This window comes from Microbacterium oxydans (genome assembly GCF_900095745.1).
Lineage (GTDB): Bacteria > Actinomycetota > Actinomycetes > Actinomycetales > Microbacteriaceae > Microbacterium > Microbacterium oxydans_B.
In genome coordinates, this window is the sequence record NZ_FMIR01000015.1 from 356,452 (window position 1) to 373,164 (window position 16,713).

General features: G+C 68.0%; 19 protein-coding genes. 7 read left to right on the plus strand and 12 right to left on the minus strand.

The annotated features are described in order from the left end of the window. Positions 1 to 22: 22 nt before the first annotated feature. Entirely contained in the window at positions 23 to 796 is a 774-nt protein-coding gene (gene map / locus BQ2383_RS09725) for a type I methionyl aminopeptidase (RefSeq protein ID WP_091033064.1), read from the minus strand. Between the two features lie 68 nt (positions 797 to 864). Between map and BQ2383_RS09730 the strand changes: the two genes are divergently transcribed. From BQ2383_RS09730 to BQ2383_RS09745, 4 genes are all read left to right on the plus strand, one after another. After that, positions 865 to 1,143, plus strand: a complete 279-nt coding sequence (locus tag BQ2383_RS09730) for a helix-turn-helix domain-containing protein (RefSeq protein WP_091033310.1) — start codon at positions 865 to 867, stop codon at positions 1,141 to 1,143. Between the two features lie 135 nt (positions 1,144 to 1,278). After that, complete coding sequence (locus BQ2383_RS09735) at positions 1,279 to 2,937, plus strand: glycosyltransferase family 2 protein (protein ID WP_167381592.1); 1,659 nt, start codon at positions 1,279 to 1,281, stop codon at positions 2,935 to 2,937. A gap of 91 nt (positions 2,938 to 3,028) precedes the next feature. Beyond that, positions 3,029 to 3,517: a DUF2975 domain-containing protein gene (locus tag BQ2383_RS09740; RefSeq protein ID WP_091033068.1), complete on the plus strand. Its 489-nt coding sequence runs from the start codon at positions 3,029 to 3,031 to the stop codon at positions 3,515 to 3,517. Beyond that, positions 3,517 to 3,729 carry a helix-turn-helix domain-containing protein gene (locus BQ2383_RS09745; protein WP_029264006.1) on the plus strand — a complete coding sequence of 71 codons (213 nt, stop codon included), beginning with the start codon at positions 3,517 to 3,519 and terminating at the stop codon, positions 3,727 to 3,729. The genes BQ2383_RS09740 and BQ2383_RS09745 overlap by 1 nt, the downstream gene beginning before the upstream one ends. Positions 3,730 to 3,834: 105 nt before the next feature. Here BQ2383_RS09745 and panB read toward each other — a convergent pair whose 3' ends face one another. From panB to BQ2383_RS09785, 8 genes are all read right to left on the minus strand, one after another. Further along, complete coding sequence (gene panB, locus BQ2383_RS09750; RefSeq protein ID WP_091033071.1) at positions 3,835 to 4,704, minus strand: 3-methyl-2-oxobutanoate hydroxymethyltransferase; 870 nt, start codon at positions 4,702 to 4,704, stop codon at positions 3,835 to 3,837. Further along, positions 4,701 to 5,093, minus strand: coding sequence for an aspartate 1-decarboxylase (panD, locus tag BQ2383_RS09755; RefSeq protein WP_091033073.1), 393 nt, complete (start codon positions 5,091 to 5,093; stop codon positions 4,701 to 4,703). Before panD ends, panB begins: the two co-directional genes overlap by 4 nt. Further along, a complete protein-coding gene (gene panC / locus BQ2383_RS09760) occupies positions 5,093 to 6,013 on the minus strand; it encodes a pantoate--beta-alanine ligase (protein ID WP_091033076.1) in 921 nt (306 codons plus the stop codon). Before panC ends, panD begins: the two co-directional genes overlap by 1 nt. Continuing rightward, positions 6,010 to 6,897 (minus strand): Rossmann-like and DUF2520 domain-containing protein, encoded by an 888-nt coding sequence (locus BQ2383_RS09765; protein WP_091033079.1) that lies wholly within the window; start codon positions 6,895 to 6,897, stop codon positions 6,010 to 6,012. Before BQ2383_RS09765 ends, panC begins: the two co-directional genes overlap by 4 nt. Before the next feature lie 222 nt (positions 6,898 to 7,119). Beyond that, entirely contained in the window at positions 7,120 to 8,538 is a 1,419-nt protein-coding gene (locus tag BQ2383_RS09770) for an MFS transporter (RefSeq protein ID WP_091033081.1), read from the minus strand. Positions 8,539 to 8,648: 110 nt separating this feature from the next. After that, positions 8,649 to 9,215 carry a TetR/AcrR family transcriptional regulator gene (locus BQ2383_RS09775; protein ID WP_091033084.1) on the minus strand — a complete coding sequence of 189 codons (567 nt, stop codon included), beginning with the start codon at positions 9,213 to 9,215 and terminating at the stop codon, positions 8,649 to 8,651. A 73-nt stretch (positions 9,216 to 9,288) separates the two neighbouring features. Next, entirely contained in the window at positions 9,289 to 9,687 is a 399-nt protein-coding gene (locus BQ2383_RS09780; RefSeq protein WP_091033086.1) for a hypothetical protein, read from the minus strand. Positions 9,688 to 9,821: 134 nt separating this feature from the next. Beyond that, the gene (locus BQ2383_RS09785) at positions 9,822 to 10,124 is read right to left on the minus strand and encodes an ArsR/SmtB family transcription factor (RefSeq protein ID WP_091033088.1); all 303 of its coding nucleotides are present in this window, start codon (positions 10,122 to 10,124) and stop codon (positions 9,822 to 9,824) included. Between the two features lie 82 nt (positions 10,125 to 10,206). Between BQ2383_RS09785 and BQ2383_RS09790 the strand changes: the two genes are divergently transcribed. Further along, complete coding sequence (locus tag BQ2383_RS09790; RefSeq protein WP_091033091.1) at positions 10,207 to 11,451, plus strand: MFS transporter; 1,245 nt, start codon at positions 10,207 to 10,209, stop codon at positions 11,449 to 11,451. Between the two features lie 55 nt (positions 11,452 to 11,506). Here BQ2383_RS09790 and BQ2383_RS09795 read toward each other — a convergent pair whose 3' ends face one another. Next, the gene (locus BQ2383_RS09795) at positions 11,507 to 12,022 is read right to left on the minus strand and encodes a hypothetical protein (protein WP_244175972.1); all 516 of its coding nucleotides are present in this window, start codon (positions 12,020 to 12,022) and stop codon (positions 11,507 to 11,509) included. Positions 12,023 to 12,258: 236 nt separating this feature from the next. On the opposite strand from BQ2383_RS09795, the gene BQ2383_RS09805 reads away from it, so the two are divergent. Together BQ2383_RS09805 and BQ2383_RS09810 are read left to right on the plus strand one after the other, a co-directional pair. Beyond that, complete coding sequence (locus BQ2383_RS09805; protein WP_244175973.1) at positions 12,259 to 13,182, plus strand: G5 domain-containing protein; 924 nt, start codon at positions 12,259 to 12,261, stop codon at positions 13,180 to 13,182. Between the two features lie 135 nt (positions 13,183 to 13,317). After that, positions 13,318 to 14,820 carry a SulP family inorganic anion transporter gene (locus tag BQ2383_RS09810; RefSeq protein WP_091033093.1) on the plus strand — a complete coding sequence of 501 codons (1,503 nt, stop codon included), beginning with the start codon at positions 13,318 to 13,320 and terminating at the stop codon, positions 14,818 to 14,820. A gap of 123 nt (positions 14,821 to 14,943) precedes the next feature. Here BQ2383_RS09810 and BQ2383_RS09815 read toward each other — a convergent pair whose 3' ends face one another. Both BQ2383_RS09815 and BQ2383_RS09820 read right to left on the minus strand, forming a co-directional pair. Then, positions 14,944 to 15,618, minus strand: coding sequence for a hypothetical protein (locus BQ2383_RS09815; RefSeq protein ID WP_140403329.1), 675 nt, complete (start codon positions 15,616 to 15,618; stop codon positions 14,944 to 14,946). 9 nt (positions 15,619 to 15,627) lie between these two features. Continuing rightward, complete coding sequence (locus BQ2383_RS09820; protein WP_091033109.1) at positions 15,628 to 16,710, minus strand: type I restriction endonuclease; 1,083 nt, start codon at positions 16,708 to 16,710, stop codon at positions 15,628 to 15,630. Between the last annotated feature and the right edge of the window lie 3 nt (positions 16,711 to 16,713).

The window sequence follows — 16,713 nt, forward strand, 5'->3', positions numbered from 1 at the left end:
GCGGCGCGATCCGCCGGCAGGGTCAGGATCTCGGCCGCGTCAGGATCTCGGCCCCGTCCGCGGTGATCGCGATCGTGTGCTCGGTGTGCGCGGTGCGGCATCCGGTCGCGCTCCGCAGGGTCCAGCCGTCGTCGTCGGTGCGCAGCACGTCGGTGTCGGCCATGACCCAGGGCTCGAGCGCGAGCAGGAGTCCGGGGCGCAGTTTGTACCCGCGGCCCGGCCGCCCGTCGTTCGCGATATGAGGATCCTGGTGCATGGTCGAGCCGATGCCGTGGCCGCCGAATTCGAGGTTGATGGGGTAGCCAGCGTCGTGGAGCACCGTGCCGATCGCGTGCGACAGGTCGCCGATGCGCGCGCCGGGGCGAGCGGCGGCGATGCCGGCGGCGAGCGCCCGCTCGGTCGCCTCGATCATGGCGAGGTCTTCCGCGGCCGCGGCGCCGCCGACCACGAAACTGATGGCCGCATCGGCGGAGATGCCGCGCAGTGTGACGGCCAGGTCGAGCGTGAGCAGGTCTCCCGGCCGCAGCGCATAGTCGTGGGGCATGCCGTGCAGCACGGCGTCGTTCACGGCCGTGCAGACGTAGTGGCCGAACGGGCCGCGGCCGAAGGAGGGGGCGTAGTCGACGTAGCAGGACTCGGCCCCGGCATCCTCGATCAGCTGCTTCGCCCACCGGTCGAGGTCGAGCAGGTTCACGCCGACCGCGGCGCGGGCTTTCAACGCCTGCAGGATGTCGCCGACGAGCGCGCCGGTGGCCCGCGCCCGCGCGAGCTCGTCGGCGTTCAGGATCTCGATCATGGGTTCTCTTCCGTCGTGACCAATAACTATCCCGGTAATACTATCCCGGTATTAGTATGGGCATCATGATGGTCCGGATGCCGCTCACCCCCGCCGAGGTAGAACGCGGCGAGCGCCTCGGCGCCCTGCTGCGTCGCGCGCGCGGGGAACGGTCGATGCTGAGCGTCGCGCTGGACGCCGGCATCTCCCCCGAGACCCTGCGCAAGATCGAGTCGGGACGCGTCGCCACCCCCGCGTTCTCGACGATCGCGGCGATCGCCGGCGTGCTCGAGCTCTCGCTGGATGCGGTGTGGGCCGAGGTCGACCCGCGAACGGCCGAGACCACGGCACGACGCATCGCCTCCTGAATTCGAGGAGCGTCTCGCCCCGCTCTGCCTGCGCGCCGTGCGAACTTCTGCACACGCCCGGCCGAAACGCAAGCCTGGTGACCCCCACAGGAAGGCGTGTTTAGCTCGAGGAACAGTCGACGTGGGGGAGACGTTTTGTCGCAGAGCATTCAGCCGGAGAGCAACAGCAGCGGGAACAGCATCCGCGTGAGCGTGGTGGTGCCGGTGTTCCGGCCGGGGCCCTCGTTCGATGACCTCATCGCATCGCTCGATCGCCAGACCCTCGACCCCGCCGCGTTCGAGGTTCTCCTGTGCGACGACGGCTCGGGCGAGCCGACCGGTGAGCGCCTGGCCACCGTCGCCCGCGACCGCCCGAACGTGCGGGTGCTGTCGCTGGAGCACTCCGGATGGCCGGGCATGCCGCGCAACCACGGCGTCGATGCCGCCCGCGGAAAGTACGTGCAGTTCGTCGATCAAGACGACTACCTGTTCGACGGCGCCCTCGAGAAGCTGTGCGACTACGCGGATGCGAACGCGTCCGACGTCGTCGTCGGCAAGGAGGTGGGGATCGGCCGCCCGCTTCCGAGCAAGATCTTCCGCCGCGACATCCCCCGGGCGGTCCTCGGCACGGATCCGCTGCTCGAGATGCTCACGCCGCACAAGATGTTCCGCACGGCGTTCCTGCGGGCGAACGGCACCCGCTTCCCGGAGGGGCGCGTGCGGCTGGAGGATCACCTGTTCGTGATGCAGGCCTACTTCGCCGCGTCGACGATCTCGATCCTCGCGAGCGAGCCCTGCTACGCGTGGGTGAAGCAGCCGGGCAGCGCCAGCTCTGCGCGGATCGAGCCGGAGACGTACTTCCCGCACCTCGAAGCCGTGCTCGACATCGTCGAGGCGCACACCGAGCCGGGGCGGCTGCGCGACCGACTCCTGCGGCACTGGTTCCGAGGCAAGATCCTCAAGCGCATCGCGGGGCCGCGCATGGTCAAGTACCCCGACGAGTATCGCGACCGCCTGCTGGACGTGGTGGTCCCGCTGACGCAACGGCGGTTCGGTCCTGGCGTCGATGCCGGCCTCGGCTTCGCGCACCGCATCCGCGCGGCGCTGCTGCGCGCCGATCGTCGGGACGATCTGGTGCGTCTGGCCGCGTTCGAGTCGGGACTTCAGTGCCGCGCCACCGTGACAGCCGCACACTGGTCGCGGGGCGGGGGCCTGCATCTCACCGTTCGCGTCGACATCACGCACGACGGGAAGGATGCGCTGGTGTTCGAGACGTTCGCTGCGGAGCCGTCGAACCCCGCCGCGCCGGATGCCGCCGGGCCTGCAGGCGGCGCGAAGCCCTCCGGCGCCAAGAAGACGATTCGGCTGACGTCACTGCCGCTCTCTTCGCTCGAGGGGCTGCCGGCGAATCTCCTGGCGGTGGATCGCGAGCTGCGCAACGATCGCATCGAGCTGATCCTCCGCGACAGGTCGGACACCGAGCGCATCCTCTCCGGCCGTCGGCCCCGCGATCTCTCCGCCGTCGCCCTGTCGATCGATCCCGTCCGCTCGTTCGAGCGCACGGACGATTCCCGAGGCGGGCCGCTCTCCGTCAAGGTCCGCCGGGCGGGCTGGACGTTCGAGGTTCCTCTCGAAGCCGATCCCGCCGTACTCGCTCGCGCCGGTCGCTCGCCGATCCTGGCGGGACGCACATGCACGCTCACGGTGGGCGAGGGCCGCACGGTGGAGTTGCGGCGGGAGTGGCCGGGCGGCGGGCTCAAGGATGCCGCGGGCCGCACGGTGCGCAGCATCCGCCGTCTCCTCCGGAGGCACTGACCGCTCCGGCGCAGGCATCGGGGCCTATCTCGCTTGCTCGATCGAACGAATAACGATAGATTCCTGTTGTTCTTCGATGAAGGAGTGGGCAATGGGGAAGACGACGATCGTCGTTCTGCGCATCGTGATCGCGGTGGCGCTGCTGGGTTCGCTGGCGGTGCAGGCACTCATCGTGCCGCTGCTGTGGCTCGACCTCGCCGAGGACGAGCTGTGGGGCCGGATCGTGCTGGTGTCGATCGTGGTGCTGGGCGTCGGCACACTGCAGGTGTTCGGGGTGTGCGTGTGGATGCTGCTGACGCGAGTGCGGCGCGGGTCGATCTTCGCGGAGTCGTCGTTCCGGTATGTGAACGTCATCATCGGCGCGATCCTGGTGGCGGCTGCGCTCACCTGGATCCTGGCCGCGCTGCTCGCGCCGGGGTCGACGGCGCCGGGTGTCGTGGCGCTGATCGGCGGCGCCGGGGTCGTGCTCGCCGGGATGGCGCTGCTCGTGGTCGTCATGAAGGCGCTGCTGCGGCAGGCGATCGACAGTGAGGCCGAGGCGCGAGCGCTGCGCTCCGAGCTCGACGACGAGGTGATCTGATGCCCGTGGTTGTGGACATCGACGTGATGATGGCGCGGCGGAAGATGAGCGTCGGCGAGCTGGCGGAGCGCATCGGCATCACGCCGACCAACCTCGCCGTGCTGAAGAACGGTCGCGCGAAGGCGGTGCGCTTCACGACGCTGGATGCCCTCTGCGCGGTGCTGGAGTGCCAGCCCGGCGACCTGCTGCGCTGGGAGCCCGACGCCGGCTGACGCACGAAGCCCCGCGGTAGGCCAAAACGGAGACGCCTCGCGCTACACGCGGCGCGCCGCGGGCCGACACGCCGCCGGGTGCCGTGAGCGTCTCCGTTTCGGCCTTCAGCGCCCCGCGAGCAACTCCTCGAGCCGCGCGGCCTCCCCCTCCGGCATCGCATACCCGTGCTCGACCGCGGGATACACACCACCGCGCACCTCCGCCGCATACGCACCCACGCCGGCGACCGCAGCCGTGCGCAACTCCGCATATCGCTTGACGAACTTGGCCGCGCCGCCGTCGTAAAGCCCGAGCAGGTCGTGGAACACGAGCACCTGCCCGTCGGCATCCGCTCCGGCTCCGATGCCGATCACGGGAATGTCGAGCAGTGGCATCAGCGCGGCGGTGACCTCTGACGGCACCGCCTCGACCACGAGCATCGAGCATCCGGCGGCCTGCAGGGCGAGGGCATCGTCGATCACGGCGAGCGCCGCCTCGGCGGTGCGGCCCTGGGCACGGTAGCCGCCGAGCGCCGTGGCCGTCTGCGGGGTGAGTCCGACGTGTCCGACCACGGGGATGCCGGCCTGCACGAGCGCCCGCGCGCGGTCGACGGTCGTGCCACCGCGCTCGATCTTCACCAGGTCGCAGCCAGCTTCCTTGACGAAGCGCTGCGCGGTGGCGATGGCGAGCTCATCCGAGGCCTCGTACGACCCGAACGGCAGGTCGCCGACCAGCAGCGGCACGGTCAGCCCGCGGCGCACGGCCTTCGTCAGCATCAGCATCTCGTCGACCGTGACCGGCACGGTGCTGTCATAGCCGAGCACGGTCATCGCGGCGGAATCTCCCACGAGCACGATGTCGACACCGGCAGCCTCGACGATCTGCGCGCTGGGGTGATCGTAGGCGGTGACCATGACGATCGGCTCGCCGGCATCCTTCTTCGCGGCGAGAGCGGCGAGCGTCACACGTTTGCGCGGGGCGGCGTGAGCACTCATGCGCGGGCCTCCGTCAGCAGGCGGTCGACGGCGTCATCGACCTGGATGATCGCGTTGTCCCGGTCGACGTGCACCACCACCGGCTCGTAACTCTCGAGGTCTTCGCGCGAGTAGTCGGCGTAGGAGATGACGATGATCGTGTCTCCGGTGTGCACGAGGCGGGCCGCAGCGCCGTTGACCTGGATGACGCCGGATCCGCGCACGCCGGTCAGCGTGTAGGTCTCGAAGCGGGCGCCGTTGTCGACGTCGACGACGTGCACCTGCTCGTGGGGCAGGATGTCGGCAGCTTCGAGCAGGATGGGGTCGATCGTGATGGACCCGACGTAGTGCAGATCGCTGTCAGTGACGGTCGCGCGGTGGATCTTCGACTTCAACATCGTGCGTCGCATCAGGCGTCGCCCTTCGGGTCGGTGGTCTGCAGGTCGGCGGCATACGGGCCGGCGGCATCCGGTTCAGCGACGTCGGCGGCGGACAGCACATGGTTGTCGATCAGCCGGGCGGCGCCGACGCGTGCGGCGACCGCGAGCAGCGCGTCCCGCTCGACGCGGACGACCGGCTTCAGCGTCTCGGCATCGCGGAGCTCCAGGTACTCCACCGAGATCCGGGCGTCTTCGAGCACGCGCCGTGCCGCCGACAGGATGCTCGCCCCCTCGCGCTCCCCCGCCGCGAACACCTCGGCCGCCGCATCCAGCGCCCGGTTCAGCGCGGTCGCCTGCAGCCGCGCGGCATCGTCGAGGTAGACGTTGCGCGAGCTCATGGCGAGTCCGTCGGCCTCTCGCACGATCGGGCACGCGACGATGCGCACGTCGAGTTCGAGATCGCGCACGACGCGGCGGACGACGAGCACCTGCTGCGCATCCTTCTGTCCGAAGTACGCGGAATCCGGCCGGACGATCCCGAACAGCTTCGTGACGACCGTGGCGACGCCGTCGAAGTGGTGCGCGCCGCGGCTCGCGCCGTCGAGCACGTCGGTGAGGCCGGCGACGTGGATGTTCGTCGCGAACCCGTCGGGGTAGATCTCGGATGCCGCGGGCGCGAAGAGGATGTCGACGCCCTCGGCCTCGGCGAGCTCCGCGTCGCGGGCTTCATCGCGCGGATAGGAGCTGAGGTCTTCGTTCGCGCCGAACTGGGTCGGGTTGACGAAGAGCGAGACGACGACGAGATCGGATGCCGCGCGCGCGGCCCGCATGAGAGAGAGGTGTCCGTCGTGGAAGGCGCCCATCGTCGGAACGAGGCCGACCGTGTGGTTCGCGAGCCGAGCCTCGCGGACGGCCGCGCGCACCTCGGGGATCGTGCGGAGGATTCTCATGCGGAAGGCTCCTTCGGGGCGGCGGCCACTTCGGCGGTCACTTCGCCGGTCACTTCGCCGGTCACCTGTCGGGAGGAGGGACGGCTGTCGGGCGGAACGGCGGTGTTTCTCCCTGCATCCGTGCGTTCTCCCGACATCCGTAGCGGGGCTTCGACGCGAGACGCGATCGCCCGGGTGGCGGCGGCGAGGGCGTCGAACAGTTCCTGGAGATCGAGCTCCGCGGCGGCCGACCTCTGACGGGCGACCGTCTCCGCGTCGCCACGGGCGATCGGCCCGGTGAGGGCGTCGTGCGCTCCGGCATCCACCCAGTTCTCGACCGACCGCCGGACGAGTGGGGCGAGGAGTTGGCGAACGTCATCCGAGGGGATGCCCGCGGCCGCAGCCAGCTGCTCCGCCGCATCGACCACCGTCAGCACGAAGTTCGAGGCGAAGGATGCCGCCGCGTGATAGCTCGCGCGGTGCTCGTCCTCGACGGTGAACGGCCGGGCACCGAGAGCCCGGGCCAGCTGCTCGGCCACGGCGCGGGCGTCGTCGGTGCGGCCGGCGACCGCGGCGCCGATGCCGTGGAACACATCGGGAGTCTCCGCACCCGTGAACGTCTGCAGCGGGTGGAGGCTGAAGTCGACGTCGTCGAGCGACGTGGCGCCCGAGACGTGTCCGACGAGCCGCGCGTGCGGTCGAGCCACGAACGCGACCGCTGGGATGGCGGAGTCCGGAACGCAGAGCAGCGCGATGTCGACCGTCGGCATCGACTGATCGCGGCGGAGGGGGCCGAGGACGTCGAGTCCTGCCGTGCGCAACGACCGCGTGAGCACGCGTCCGAGTCGACCGGCGCCGACGATGGCGATGGTCGTTCCTGGCGGGAGTGAAGAGGAGGTCTGCATGTCGATTCCCCGGCCGAGTGGGGGCGGTCCGGATGCGAGAAGTATCCGCCCCTCACGGCATCCGCTCCAAATCTGGGAGCAGAATGACAACCCGTGGCCGTCAGTCATTTGTCATTAACGTGATAATCAGCACTGGCGAGATGGCATATCGCTCTCACTCCAAAACGGACGGGCCCGCGGAGCGCAACAAGACGCACTCCGTGGGCCCGCACATCAGGGACCTCAGTCGCGACGCCAGACCGCGACGATCCCCGCGCCGACGACCGCCAGTCCCGCTGCCCCGAGGAAGAGCCAGGAGAATCCGCCAGTGAGCGCCTCCGCAGACGACGCACCCTCTGCCGACAGCGCGGCGGTGCGCAGGCCGGCGACCGTGCCGAGCACGGCCAGTCCGATCGCGCCGCCGATCTGCTGGCTGGTGTTGACGAGTCCGCCGGCGAGTCCGGCCTCTGCGCCTTCGACGCCGTCGACCGCGAGCTGGGTGGTCGCCACGACAGCGCCGCCGAGTCCGACCCCGATCAGGATGGTCGGGCCGAGCAGGTGCGTGAGGAACGCGGCATCCGCCGGGGATGCGGCGAGCCAGAGGAGCCCCGCGGCCATGATGAGCAGCGCCCCGATCAGCACCGGCCGCGTGCCGACGCGGGCGATCACGGCGGGCACGCCACCGGCGACGATCACGAGCACACCGGCGAGGGGCAGCTGCGTGAGGCCCGCGGTGAGGGCGTCGTAGCCGAGCACGGCCTGCATGTAGACCGAGAGGGCGAAGAAGAGGGCGACCATGGTGGCCCCGCCGAGCAGCATGACGATGTTGCCGAGGGCGAGGTTGCGGTTGCGGAACACGCGGAGCGGGACGAGCGGCTCGGCAGCGCGACGCTCGATCGCCACGAAGGCGACGCCGAGGATCAGCGCGAGGGCGAGCAGGCCCAGCGGCAGCGGGTGCACGAAGCCGACCTGTTCGACCGCGCTGAGGGCACCGACGAGCGCGACCAGTGATGCGGTGACGGTCACGGCGCCGGCGGCATCCAGGCGCCCGGGGGTTCGGATGCCGTCACGGGTGATGAGCAGCGGGATGGCGATGAGCACGAGCGCGCCGACCGGCACGTTGACGAAGAACACCGACTGCCAGCCGAGGGTCGCCGTGAGCACCCCGCCGAGCAGTACCCCCGCGGCCGATCCGATGCCGGCGACGGCTCCCCACACACCCAGCGCCTTGGTGCGCTCGGCGTCGTTCGGGAACAGCTGGGTCAGCAGCGCGAGGGCGGCCGGAGCGAGGAGCGCAGCCGAGACGCCCTGCAGGGCGCGGGCGGCGAGGAGCATCTCGCTCGACACCGAGAGCCCGGCGAGGGCGGATGCCGCCACGAATCCAGCCGTTCCGATCAGGAACACCCGGCGGTGTCCGTAGCGGTCGGCGAGGCGTCCGCCGAGGAGGAGCAAGCCGCCGAACGCGAGCACGTAGGCGGTGATGACCCAGGCGAGGGCGGCGGTATCCATGCCGAGCTGCCGGCCGAGGACGGGGAGGGCGATGTTCACGATCGAGGCGTCGAGCACCACGAGGAACTGCGCGAGCGCGAGGACGCTGAGGGCGAGCCACCGGCGCGTACTGTGCGGTGCGGCGAGCGCCGGGAGGGAGGTGAGGGTGGTCATGACGTGCTCCTTTTCTGTGTTCTTGTCCGTGCCGTTTCGGGGCCGGTCGGATGAGTGATTACTCACTCACTCTTGCGGGCACAAAAGGGCCCGATGCCCCGGAGGGGGGATCAGTCGGGGTGCGTGATCCCCTTGGTCAGCAGAGCGACCCAGCCCCCCGGGCGTCCGTCGAGCTGCGTAGTGACGATCAGGTGACAGAGCTGCCCATAGGCGATGAAACGCTGCACGTCGTCGTCGCTCGCCCGCGAGCGGGTCTTCGCGAACGTGGTGACGCGTTCGAGCCCTGCGCGCAGCGCCTCCCCGATCGCGGGGATCTCGGCGACCGACTGCGCGTGCACCTGCAGCATCAGCAGCTTCCGGTCGGAGATGAGGTGCGCGTAGGCGTCGCCCATCGCGTCGAGCACGCCTTCGGGCGAGGTGTCGGCGGCAGCATCCGCCCCTTCTTCGAGGGCGGAGACGATCGCGTCGAAGCAGGCCTCGAGCGCCACGACGAACAGCGCCTCCTTGCCGGAGTACAGCTTGAAGACGTAGGCCGGGGAGATCGTGGCCTCGCGCGCCACGTCAGCGACGGTCGTGCCGTGGTAGCCGCTGCGCGCGAACGCCGCCAGCGCCGCCGCGGCCACGACAGGCCGGCGGGCATCGGCCGTCGAAAGGATGGAGCTGCGGGTCGTGGACATATGAGTGACTGTACACTCACTCTTCCGAGAGTCGCAAGGGGGAGCCCATCAGATCGATGCCGAGGCCGGGCAGTCAGGCCGATGCCGGGACCGGTCGAGTCCTGATCGCAGAGTTCAGGTAGAAGGCCGACAGCGTCAGCGCCACGACAGCACCGACGAGCGCGAGTGGCGGGCTCGACAGGGTGAAGACGCCGACGGATGTGGTGACGCCCTGAATGAAGAACAGCGCGGCGAGGAGGATTCCGCTTCCTCGCGTGCTCGTCATCTTCCACCAGGGTCGAGGAGCGTCGGATTCTCCTGCGCCGCGGAAGGTTCGAGCTGCCACGACGACAGCTGCCACGAGGGCCAGGACTCCCCACGCGAACCCGAGGTCGAGGTTGACGGCCGCGAGCGGAACGGTCGTGAGCGTGAGTCCGATGGCGACGGCGACGACATAACCGAGCTTGGCGGCCGGTTCCTTGATACGCATCATGCCCCTCCTGGTCTCCCGCCCAGACACCAACGTACTAACGCTCCACCTTGCTCTGCCAGAGATGGACCGAAGTCGGCGCCGAGATCGGAGGAAGGGCTGATCGCGTGCGGCACTGCGGCGCCGGAGCGCGCGTCTCAGCGCAGCACGGAGTCCAGCAGCCCGGGGAAGAGCGCGTCGAGGTCGTCGCGGCGCAGCGTCAGCATCCGTCGGCGGCCGTTGGGCTCGTTGCGGATGATGCCGGCTTCGCGCAGCACCTTCATGAAGTGCGACTTGGTCGACTTCGGGAGGTTCGGGTCGGTGGAGTGACAGGCGGCCATGTCGAGGGGGCCGTCGGCGAGCTGGCGCGTGATGGCGAGGCGCTCGGGGTCGCTGAGCGCGAAGAGCACGTCGGTGAGTTGGATCTCGGTGCGCTCCGGGTGCGGAAGATCGCCAGGCATGGTTCGAGAATAGTTGAACAATCGATGGATGGCGAGTACGCTCCGATAGTTCGATGATTCTCGAACCATATGAGGAGTCGCCATGACCAGCACCGAGCCGATCGTCCGCCCGTCGGCGCCCCTTCGACATGCCCAGGGACTCCGCGGGAGCGCCGTCGTTCCTCGCGCACGGTTCGGGTTCGTGCTCGCGATCGTGGCGCAGATCCTGATGATGGTCGGGGCGAGTGCGCCGTCGCCGTTCTACCCGGTGCTCGCGCAGGACATCGGGTTCGAGGCGATCGTGATCAGCGCCGTGTTCGCCGTGTACGCGGTGGCGCTGCTGCTGACCCTCCTCACCGCCGGGTCGCTCTCGGACCACGTCGGCCGTCGACCCGTCGCGATCGCGGGGTTCCTGCTGCTGGCGGGGAGCATGTTCCTGTTCTGGCACGCGGATGCCGTCGCGATGCTGTTCCTCGCGCGCATCCTGCAGGGCGTGGCGAGCGGTCTGTTGATCTCGGCGCTGTCGGCGACGGTGCTCGACTTCGCACCGGGTGGGCGCGCGGGGGTCGCGGCACTGTGGAACGCGCTGAGCCCGGGGATCGGACTCGCGCTCGGAGCACTCGTGTCGGCCGTGGTGCTCGACCTCAGCGGCGAGGCGCTGCTCGACGTGTTCGCGCCCTTGAGCTCGGCGTACATCCTGCTCGCGGCGTTGTTCTTCCTCGTGCCCGAGACGGCTCCGCGCAAGCCGGGGGTGTGGGCGTCGCTGAGTTTCCGACTGTCGATCCCGCCCGCGATTCGGGCCGACTTCTGGCGAGGGGCTCCGGCCGTGATCGCCGGATGGGCGACGGGCGGACTGTTCCTGTCGCTGGGCGCGAACATCGTGCGGGGCGAGCTCGGTGGCGAGGCGCATGTGTGGCAGGGGCTCGGGGTCGTGCTGCTCGCCGGGGTCGGTGCCGTGACGGCGTTCGTGCTGCGGAAGATCGCCGCGCGGTCGATGGTGCTGTTCGGCACGTCGGCGCTCGCGGTCGGAACTCTGCTGTCGCTGATCGCGCTGGGCGTCGGGTCGCTGCCGTTCTACCTCGTCGCGGCCGCGGTCACCGGAATGGGCTTCGGCACCGCGTTCTCGGGAGTGGTCGCCTCACTCGCCCCGCGGATCCCGGCGACGCAGCGCGCCGACACCTTCGCCGTGATCTACCTGCTGGCGTACCTGGCGTTCGGGGTGCCGGCCGTGATCGCCGGAGCGCTGGTCGGTGTGGTCGGACTCGAGGCCGTGTGCATCGGATACGGGGTCGTGGTGATCGCGCTGGCGGGGGTCGCGTTCGGGCTGCGGGTGCGGGCCGGGCGGTAGGTGTCAGGCGATCAACCCGGGTTGATCGGCTGCCGCGGCACCTGCGTTCCGGCCGTCACGGCCCCGTCATCGGGTCGGTCGAGACGTCGATGACCCCGAGCGGGAACGGACTGAAGTAAGACCACGAGCCGGAGGAGAAGTGCTCGAGCGGGGTCAGCTGGAACCACACGTGCGACACGACGAGGGCGATGGCGACGAGCAGGCCGGCTCCTTGGATCGCACGCTCCAGGGTCCGCAGGGCCGCGCGCTCGTCGGATGCCTTGGCGACGCGGCCGATCGCGAGCAGGACGATCAGCGCGATGCCTGCGTAGACGAACACGCTGGGGCGGATCGTCAGCGTGACGCAGAGCGGAGCCTGGTCGACCGACCGGCCGTCGGCGTCAATGAAGCCGCCGTTGGCGTCGATGCCGCCCGGGCAGAGGCCCTTGCTGCCGGTCATGAAGGTGGCGTACACGAGTCCCGCGACGATCGTCCAGATGAGCGTTCGACGGATGCCCGCGATCACCGCGGCGAAGGGGAGCCCGGTGACGGCGGTGTCGGCCTGCGGCGCCGGGGGCGGTGTGAGTGACACGGAGGGCTCCTTCGAGGTCGGTCCTCTTCATCATGTCGGAGGAGGCCGCGGGAAGGAAGGGCGGAGGAGCCCCGCATCCGCAGCATTCATGGCGCCGAAACGCCTCCGGCGCCTGTACTACAGGAGCTTCGAGCGACGCTTCTGATACATCCATGAAGAGACGCAAACTCGGTGCGCGCAGCCTCCGGAATATCGGTAGGGTTCGGCGAGAGAGCCCGAAGAGAAAGACGGCGACGATGCCCGAAACACCTCAAGGTTGGTACCCCGACCCGCATCAACCTGCGCAGCAGCGTTGGTGGGACGGAGTGCAGTGGACGAGCCACACCGCCCCTCTGGGGCAGGCGCCCGCAGCGGCCGTCGCGGCGACTCCGACAGAAGCGAAGTCGTCGCGGATGACGGTCATCATCATCGTCGGCGCCGTGATCCTGGCGGTGACGTTGCTCACTCGCAGCTTCGGTGTGATCGTGATGTTCGCGGGGCTGTTCTTGTTCTTCATCGCGATCTATGCGCTCGTTCGGGGCTCGGCCCAACTGTTTCGCGTACGCTCCCGCGGTGCCGCCTGGGCCGCGCTCGGGATCGCCTTCGTGCTCATGTTCATTGGTACGGGAGCGAATGCCGCGCTCGGCGGACCGGGATCGAACACCACCGGCTCGGAGCAAGCGTCGACCGAGGCCAAGCCCTTCGTCTCAACTCCGACAGAAAAGCCGACGCCCTCTCCGAAGCCGACGACATACGAGGAAGTCGACGTGACGACGGTCGTTCCCTTCGAGCGGACCACGGTCGACGACCCACAGTTGGACGTCGGCAAGACCGCTGTCACGACCGGCGCCGACGGAACCAAAGTCACCACGTACCGAGTGACCTACGTCGACGGAGTGGAGGTCGCGCGCGAGTCGGTCAGCGAAGCAGTCACCGTCGCTCCGGTGAACGAGGTCACCTCGAACGGCACCCGGCAGCCCGCTCCCGCACCGGTCCCCCTCGTCCAACCGGCCAATGACTGCCACTCGAGCTACGCCGGCGTGTGCGTTCCGATCGCGTCAGACGTGGACTGCGAGGGTGGCAGCGGCAATGGTCCGGCGTACGCTCGCGGTCCGCTGCAGGTTGTCGGACCGGATGTGTACGACCTCGACCGCGACGGGGACGGGATCGCCTGCGACTGATCCCAGCCGGGCAGCCCACCGCGACTACTGACTCCGGTGACTGGCGACGCTGCCCTGAGCAGGCTCCGCATCCGCAGCATCCGCTCTACGCTGGAACGTCTGCCTCATGTCGAGGCGCCTTCCTCTGGAGCATCCATGTCTGCAACGACGATCGACGATCGTGCCCGGTACCGGGCGAACCCCTCGGTGCTTCAGGCGCTGAAGAACCCGCGGATGCTGACCCGCGAGGTGCTGGCCGGGCTGGTCGTGGGGCTCGCGCTGATCCCCGAGGCGATCGCGTTCTCGGTGATCGCGGGAGTCGACCCGAAGGTGGGGCTGTTCTCGTCGTTCATCATGGCGGTGTCGATCGCGTTCCTCGGCGGGCGTCCGGCGATGGTGACCGCGGCGACCGGAGCCGTGGCGCTCGTGATCGCGCCCGTCGCGCCGATGTACGGGTTGGACTACTTCATCGCGACGGTCATCCTCGCCGGCATCTTCCAGGTGATCCTCGGGGTGATCGGCGTCGCGAAGCTGATGCGCTTCATCCCCCGCAGCGTCATGGTCGGGTTCGTGAACGCGTTGGCGATCTTCGTGTTCAGCTCGCAGTTCCCGCAGCTGATCGACGTGCCGTGGCTGGTGTATCCGCTGGTCGCGCTCGGGATCGTCGTGATGATCCTGATGCCGAAGATCACCAAGATCGTGCCGGCACCGCTCGTGTCGGTCGTCATCGTGACGGGCGTCGTGCTCGCGTTCGGCATCACCGTGCCCACCGTCGGCGACCAGGGCGAGCTGCCGAAGAGCCTGCCGGAGCTGTTCATCCCGAACGTTCCGCTCACGTGGGAGACGTTCACGATCATCGCGCCGTTCGCGCTCGGAGTCGCGCTGGTCGGGCTGATGGAGTCGCTGCTCACCGCGAAGCTCGTCGACGAGATCACCGACACCCACTCGCGCAAGAGTCGTGAGGCGTGGGGGCAGGGCGTCTCGAACGTGCTGTCGGGGATCTTCGGCGGAATGGGCGGCTGCGCCGTGATCGGTCAGACCATGATCAACGTGAAGGCCTCTGGCGCGCGGACCCGCATCTCGACCTTCTGCGCCGGGATCTTCCTGTTCTTGTTGGTCGTGGTCTTCGGGGACTTCGTCGGGACGATCCCGATGGCAGCCCTCGTGGCCGTGATGATCATGGTCGCGATCGGGGCGTTCGACTGGCACAGCGTGCGTCCGTCGACGTTGAAGCGGATGCCGAAGAGCGAGACGTTCGTGATGGTGGCGACGGTTGTTCTTGTCTTGCTGACGCACAACCTGGCGGTCGGGGTCGTCGGTGGGGTGCTGGTCGCGTCGGTGCTGTTCGTGCGGCGGGTGGCGCACTTCGTTTCGGTGACGCGCGTGCTGTCTGAGGCGAGAGACGTGGTGACGTATGTCGTGGAGGGGGAGCTGTTCTTCGCGTCGAGCAATGATCTGACGACGTTGTTCTCGTACTCCGACGATCCGGAGCGGGTTGTGGTGGATCTGTCGGGGTCGCATGTGTGGGATGCGTCGACCGTTGCCGCGTTGGATGCGATCGAGACGAAGTATCAGGCGTTGGGGAAGACGGTGGAGATCGTCGGGATGAACGAGAGCAGTTCGCGGATGCGCGGGCGGTTGACGGGTGGGTTCGAGTAGCGCGGGCGGTCATCGAGCGAGAATCGACGAGACGACATGAGACGAGACGGCTCAGTCCCCGGGTGCTTGTGGGCGCTAGGTCGCGGTCGGCGAGGGATACAGCCGCCGCGGCACTTCCTCCGATCAGTCGAGTGAGTAGTTAGTCACGTGACGGTGGAATCTCAGTCCAGTAGAGGTGACTTTGTACTTAGAGTCGCCGCTCGGCTCTCCTGATAGCCCTTGCGTGAAGGCCTCCACGAGGCTGGAAGACACGAGTCCATCGCGGATCAGATCCTCCAACACGACATCGAGCACCAGATCAAGGTCTTCTGCGACGCCACCTCTATCCCGAATCTCTCGGAACAACCAGTCACGTGTCTCCGCCAGCGTCGCATTAACCTGCGATGGGTGTTGTTCAACCTCCTGCAGCAGCCCGAGCATTTGGACGTGCTCAGGAGAGTAGCGCGATGCGAGATATGCGAAGTGTTCGACGATAAAATCCGGATTACTCGACCAAGATCCCGAATTGACTAACGCTATGGCGAGGTACTCCCACTTAGCGCTTCGGGATGTCTGGGCAGCACCGTTCGCCAGAATCCAGTACGCCGCCGACAGCTGCGAGTCATCCGGATCCAGCGGTCGCCCCGCGTCCTCGAACGTTTCGTCTGTGATTCGAAACCACTTCTTGATGTGCGCACTACCGCCCGCAGCGAGGAAGCCTGCCGCTGCGATGCCGGCCACTGGCTGGGCTGCCGAAATAGCAGCCACGACGGCACTTTCCAGTCCATTCTCCACCCGCTGCTTGCGGTCTCTGGACACGCGAGTTCCTTACCGGTAGCGACGGACGGCTTCGCGAATACTATCCGCGTGGGCGTAGATCTCGTCGAGCTCTTCGATCGGATGCCGCGCCTCAACCTTGTCGTCATCCAGAAGTCCGAGATACTTCTGCTTGCCATTGAAATGGAGCCTGGCGATGGGCTTGCGGTTGTTGTCGTCGAGCAGCACCGCGAAGTAGCTCTTCGCATCACGATGCGTCACCCGCTGCGGCTTAACATCTCCGCACGCGATGGCCTTCACAATCTGGTACCCCTCGAGCTCCTCGAGCGTCGTCTCAATCTCCGTGTCGCGGTCAAGATCCGCCTCGGCTACCTCGGCGCTGGTCGCGGGCGGCGCTTCCGCTGTTCGAGTGATCCCGCTCACACCCAGCGCTGTCTTCAGTCGGTCGTTGACCCGTTCCGTTAGGAACTGCTGCGCCGCCTTGCCTACGAGGCTCGTGAACTGCTGACGCACCTTCTGTGTGTAGGAGCCGTCGTAGACGCGCGTAGCAAAGAACTTGATCCACTCATCTGTCGGTTCGCGGAACTGACTCGCGATCTCGCGCTTCAGGGCACCGATGTACTTGAGCTCCTCGGCCGCGCTGATGATCGAGTCGAGATCGAACGTCTCCCTACTCAGCTTCTGAATCTCGGGGATCAACGTCTCGTCGATATCGAGCAGGTCAAGGACAAGGAAGGGCTTCGCGTCCATCCGGTTCGGTGCATCGAGGTCGGTGTAGAAGTGCCAGTGGACACCGTTGGTCAGCACCGCGATACGTGCGTTGGTAACGGAGAAGTAGCGGAAGAGCTGCGATGCGTGCTCGATCTTGAGCGGTCCCATCGACGGCTTGCACTCGATGAGAATCTGGACTTCACTCTCGCGCATGATCGCGTAGTCAATCTTCTCCCCCTTCTTCGTGCCGACGTCAGCGGTGAACTCCGGCACGACCTCCAGCGGGTCGAAGACGTCGTAACCGAGGATCGTCGAGATGAACGGCATCACAAATGCGTTCTTCGTCGCTTCCTCGGTGCCGATCGCGGTCGCTTGGTTCTTCACCTTCGTCGCAAGGGAATCGAGACGCTCTGAAAACTCCACCGT

What these genes read in the sequence shown, in the direction of transcription:
- BQ2383_RS09730 (WP_091033310.1), top strand. Translation starts at nt 865, where the DNA reads ATGGTCCGGATGCCGCTCACCCCCGCCGAGGTAGAACGCGGCGAGCGC.
- panB (WP_091033071.1), bottom strand. Translation starts at nt 4,704, where the DNA reads ATGAGTGCTCACGCCGCCCCGCGCAAACGTGTGACGCTCGCCGCTCTC.
- BQ2383_RS09780 (WP_091033086.1), bottom strand. Translation starts at nt 9,687, where the DNA reads ATGATGCGTATCAAGGAACCGGCCGCCAAGCTCGGTTATGTCGTCGCC.
- BQ2383_RS09775 (WP_091033084.1), bottom strand. Translation starts at nt 9,215, where the DNA reads ATGTCCACGACCCGCAGCTCCATCCTTTCGACGGCCGATGCCCGCCGG.
- BQ2383_RS09740 (WP_091033068.1), top strand. Translation starts at nt 3,029, where the DNA reads ATGGGGAAGACGACGATCGTCGTTCTGCGCATCGTGATCGCGGTGGCG.
- BQ2383_RS09805 (WP_244175973.1), top strand. Translation starts at nt 12,259, where the DNA reads ATGCCCGAAACACCTCAAGGTTGGTACCCCGACCCGCATCAACCTGCG.
- BQ2383_RS09785 (WP_091033088.1), bottom strand. Translation starts at nt 10,124, where the DNA reads ATGCCTGGCGATCTTCCGCACCCGGAGCGCACCGAGATCCAACTCACC.
- map (WP_091033064.1), bottom strand. Translation starts at nt 796, where the DNA reads ATGATCGAGATCCTGAACGCCGACGAGCTCGCGCGGGCGCGGGCCACC.
- BQ2383_RS09770 (WP_091033081.1), bottom strand. Translation starts at nt 8,538, where the DNA reads ATGACCACCCTCACCTCCCTCCCGGCGCTCGCCGCACCGCACAGTACG.
- BQ2383_RS09790 (WP_091033091.1), top strand. Translation starts at nt 10,207, where the DNA reads ATGACCAGCACCGAGCCGATCGTCCGCCCGTCGGCGCCCCTTCGACAT.
- BQ2383_RS09765 (WP_091033079.1), bottom strand. Translation starts at nt 6,897, where the DNA reads ATGCAGACCTCCTCTTCACTCCCGCCAGGAACGACCATCGCCATCGTC.
- panD (WP_091033073.1), bottom strand. Translation starts at nt 5,093, where the DNA reads ATGCGACGCACGATGTTGAAGTCGAAGATCCACCGCGCGACCGTCACT.
- BQ2383_RS09745 (WP_029264006.1), top strand. Translation starts at nt 3,517, where the DNA reads ATGCCCGTGGTTGTGGACATCGACGTGATGATGGCGCGGCGGAAGATG.
- BQ2383_RS09810 (WP_091033093.1), top strand. Translation starts at nt 13,318, where the DNA reads ATGTCTGCAACGACGATCGACGATCGTGCCCGGTACCGGGCGAACCCC.
- panC (WP_091033076.1), bottom strand. Translation starts at nt 6,013, where the DNA reads ATGAGAATCCTCCGCACGATCCCCGAGGTGCGCGCGGCCGTCCGCGAG.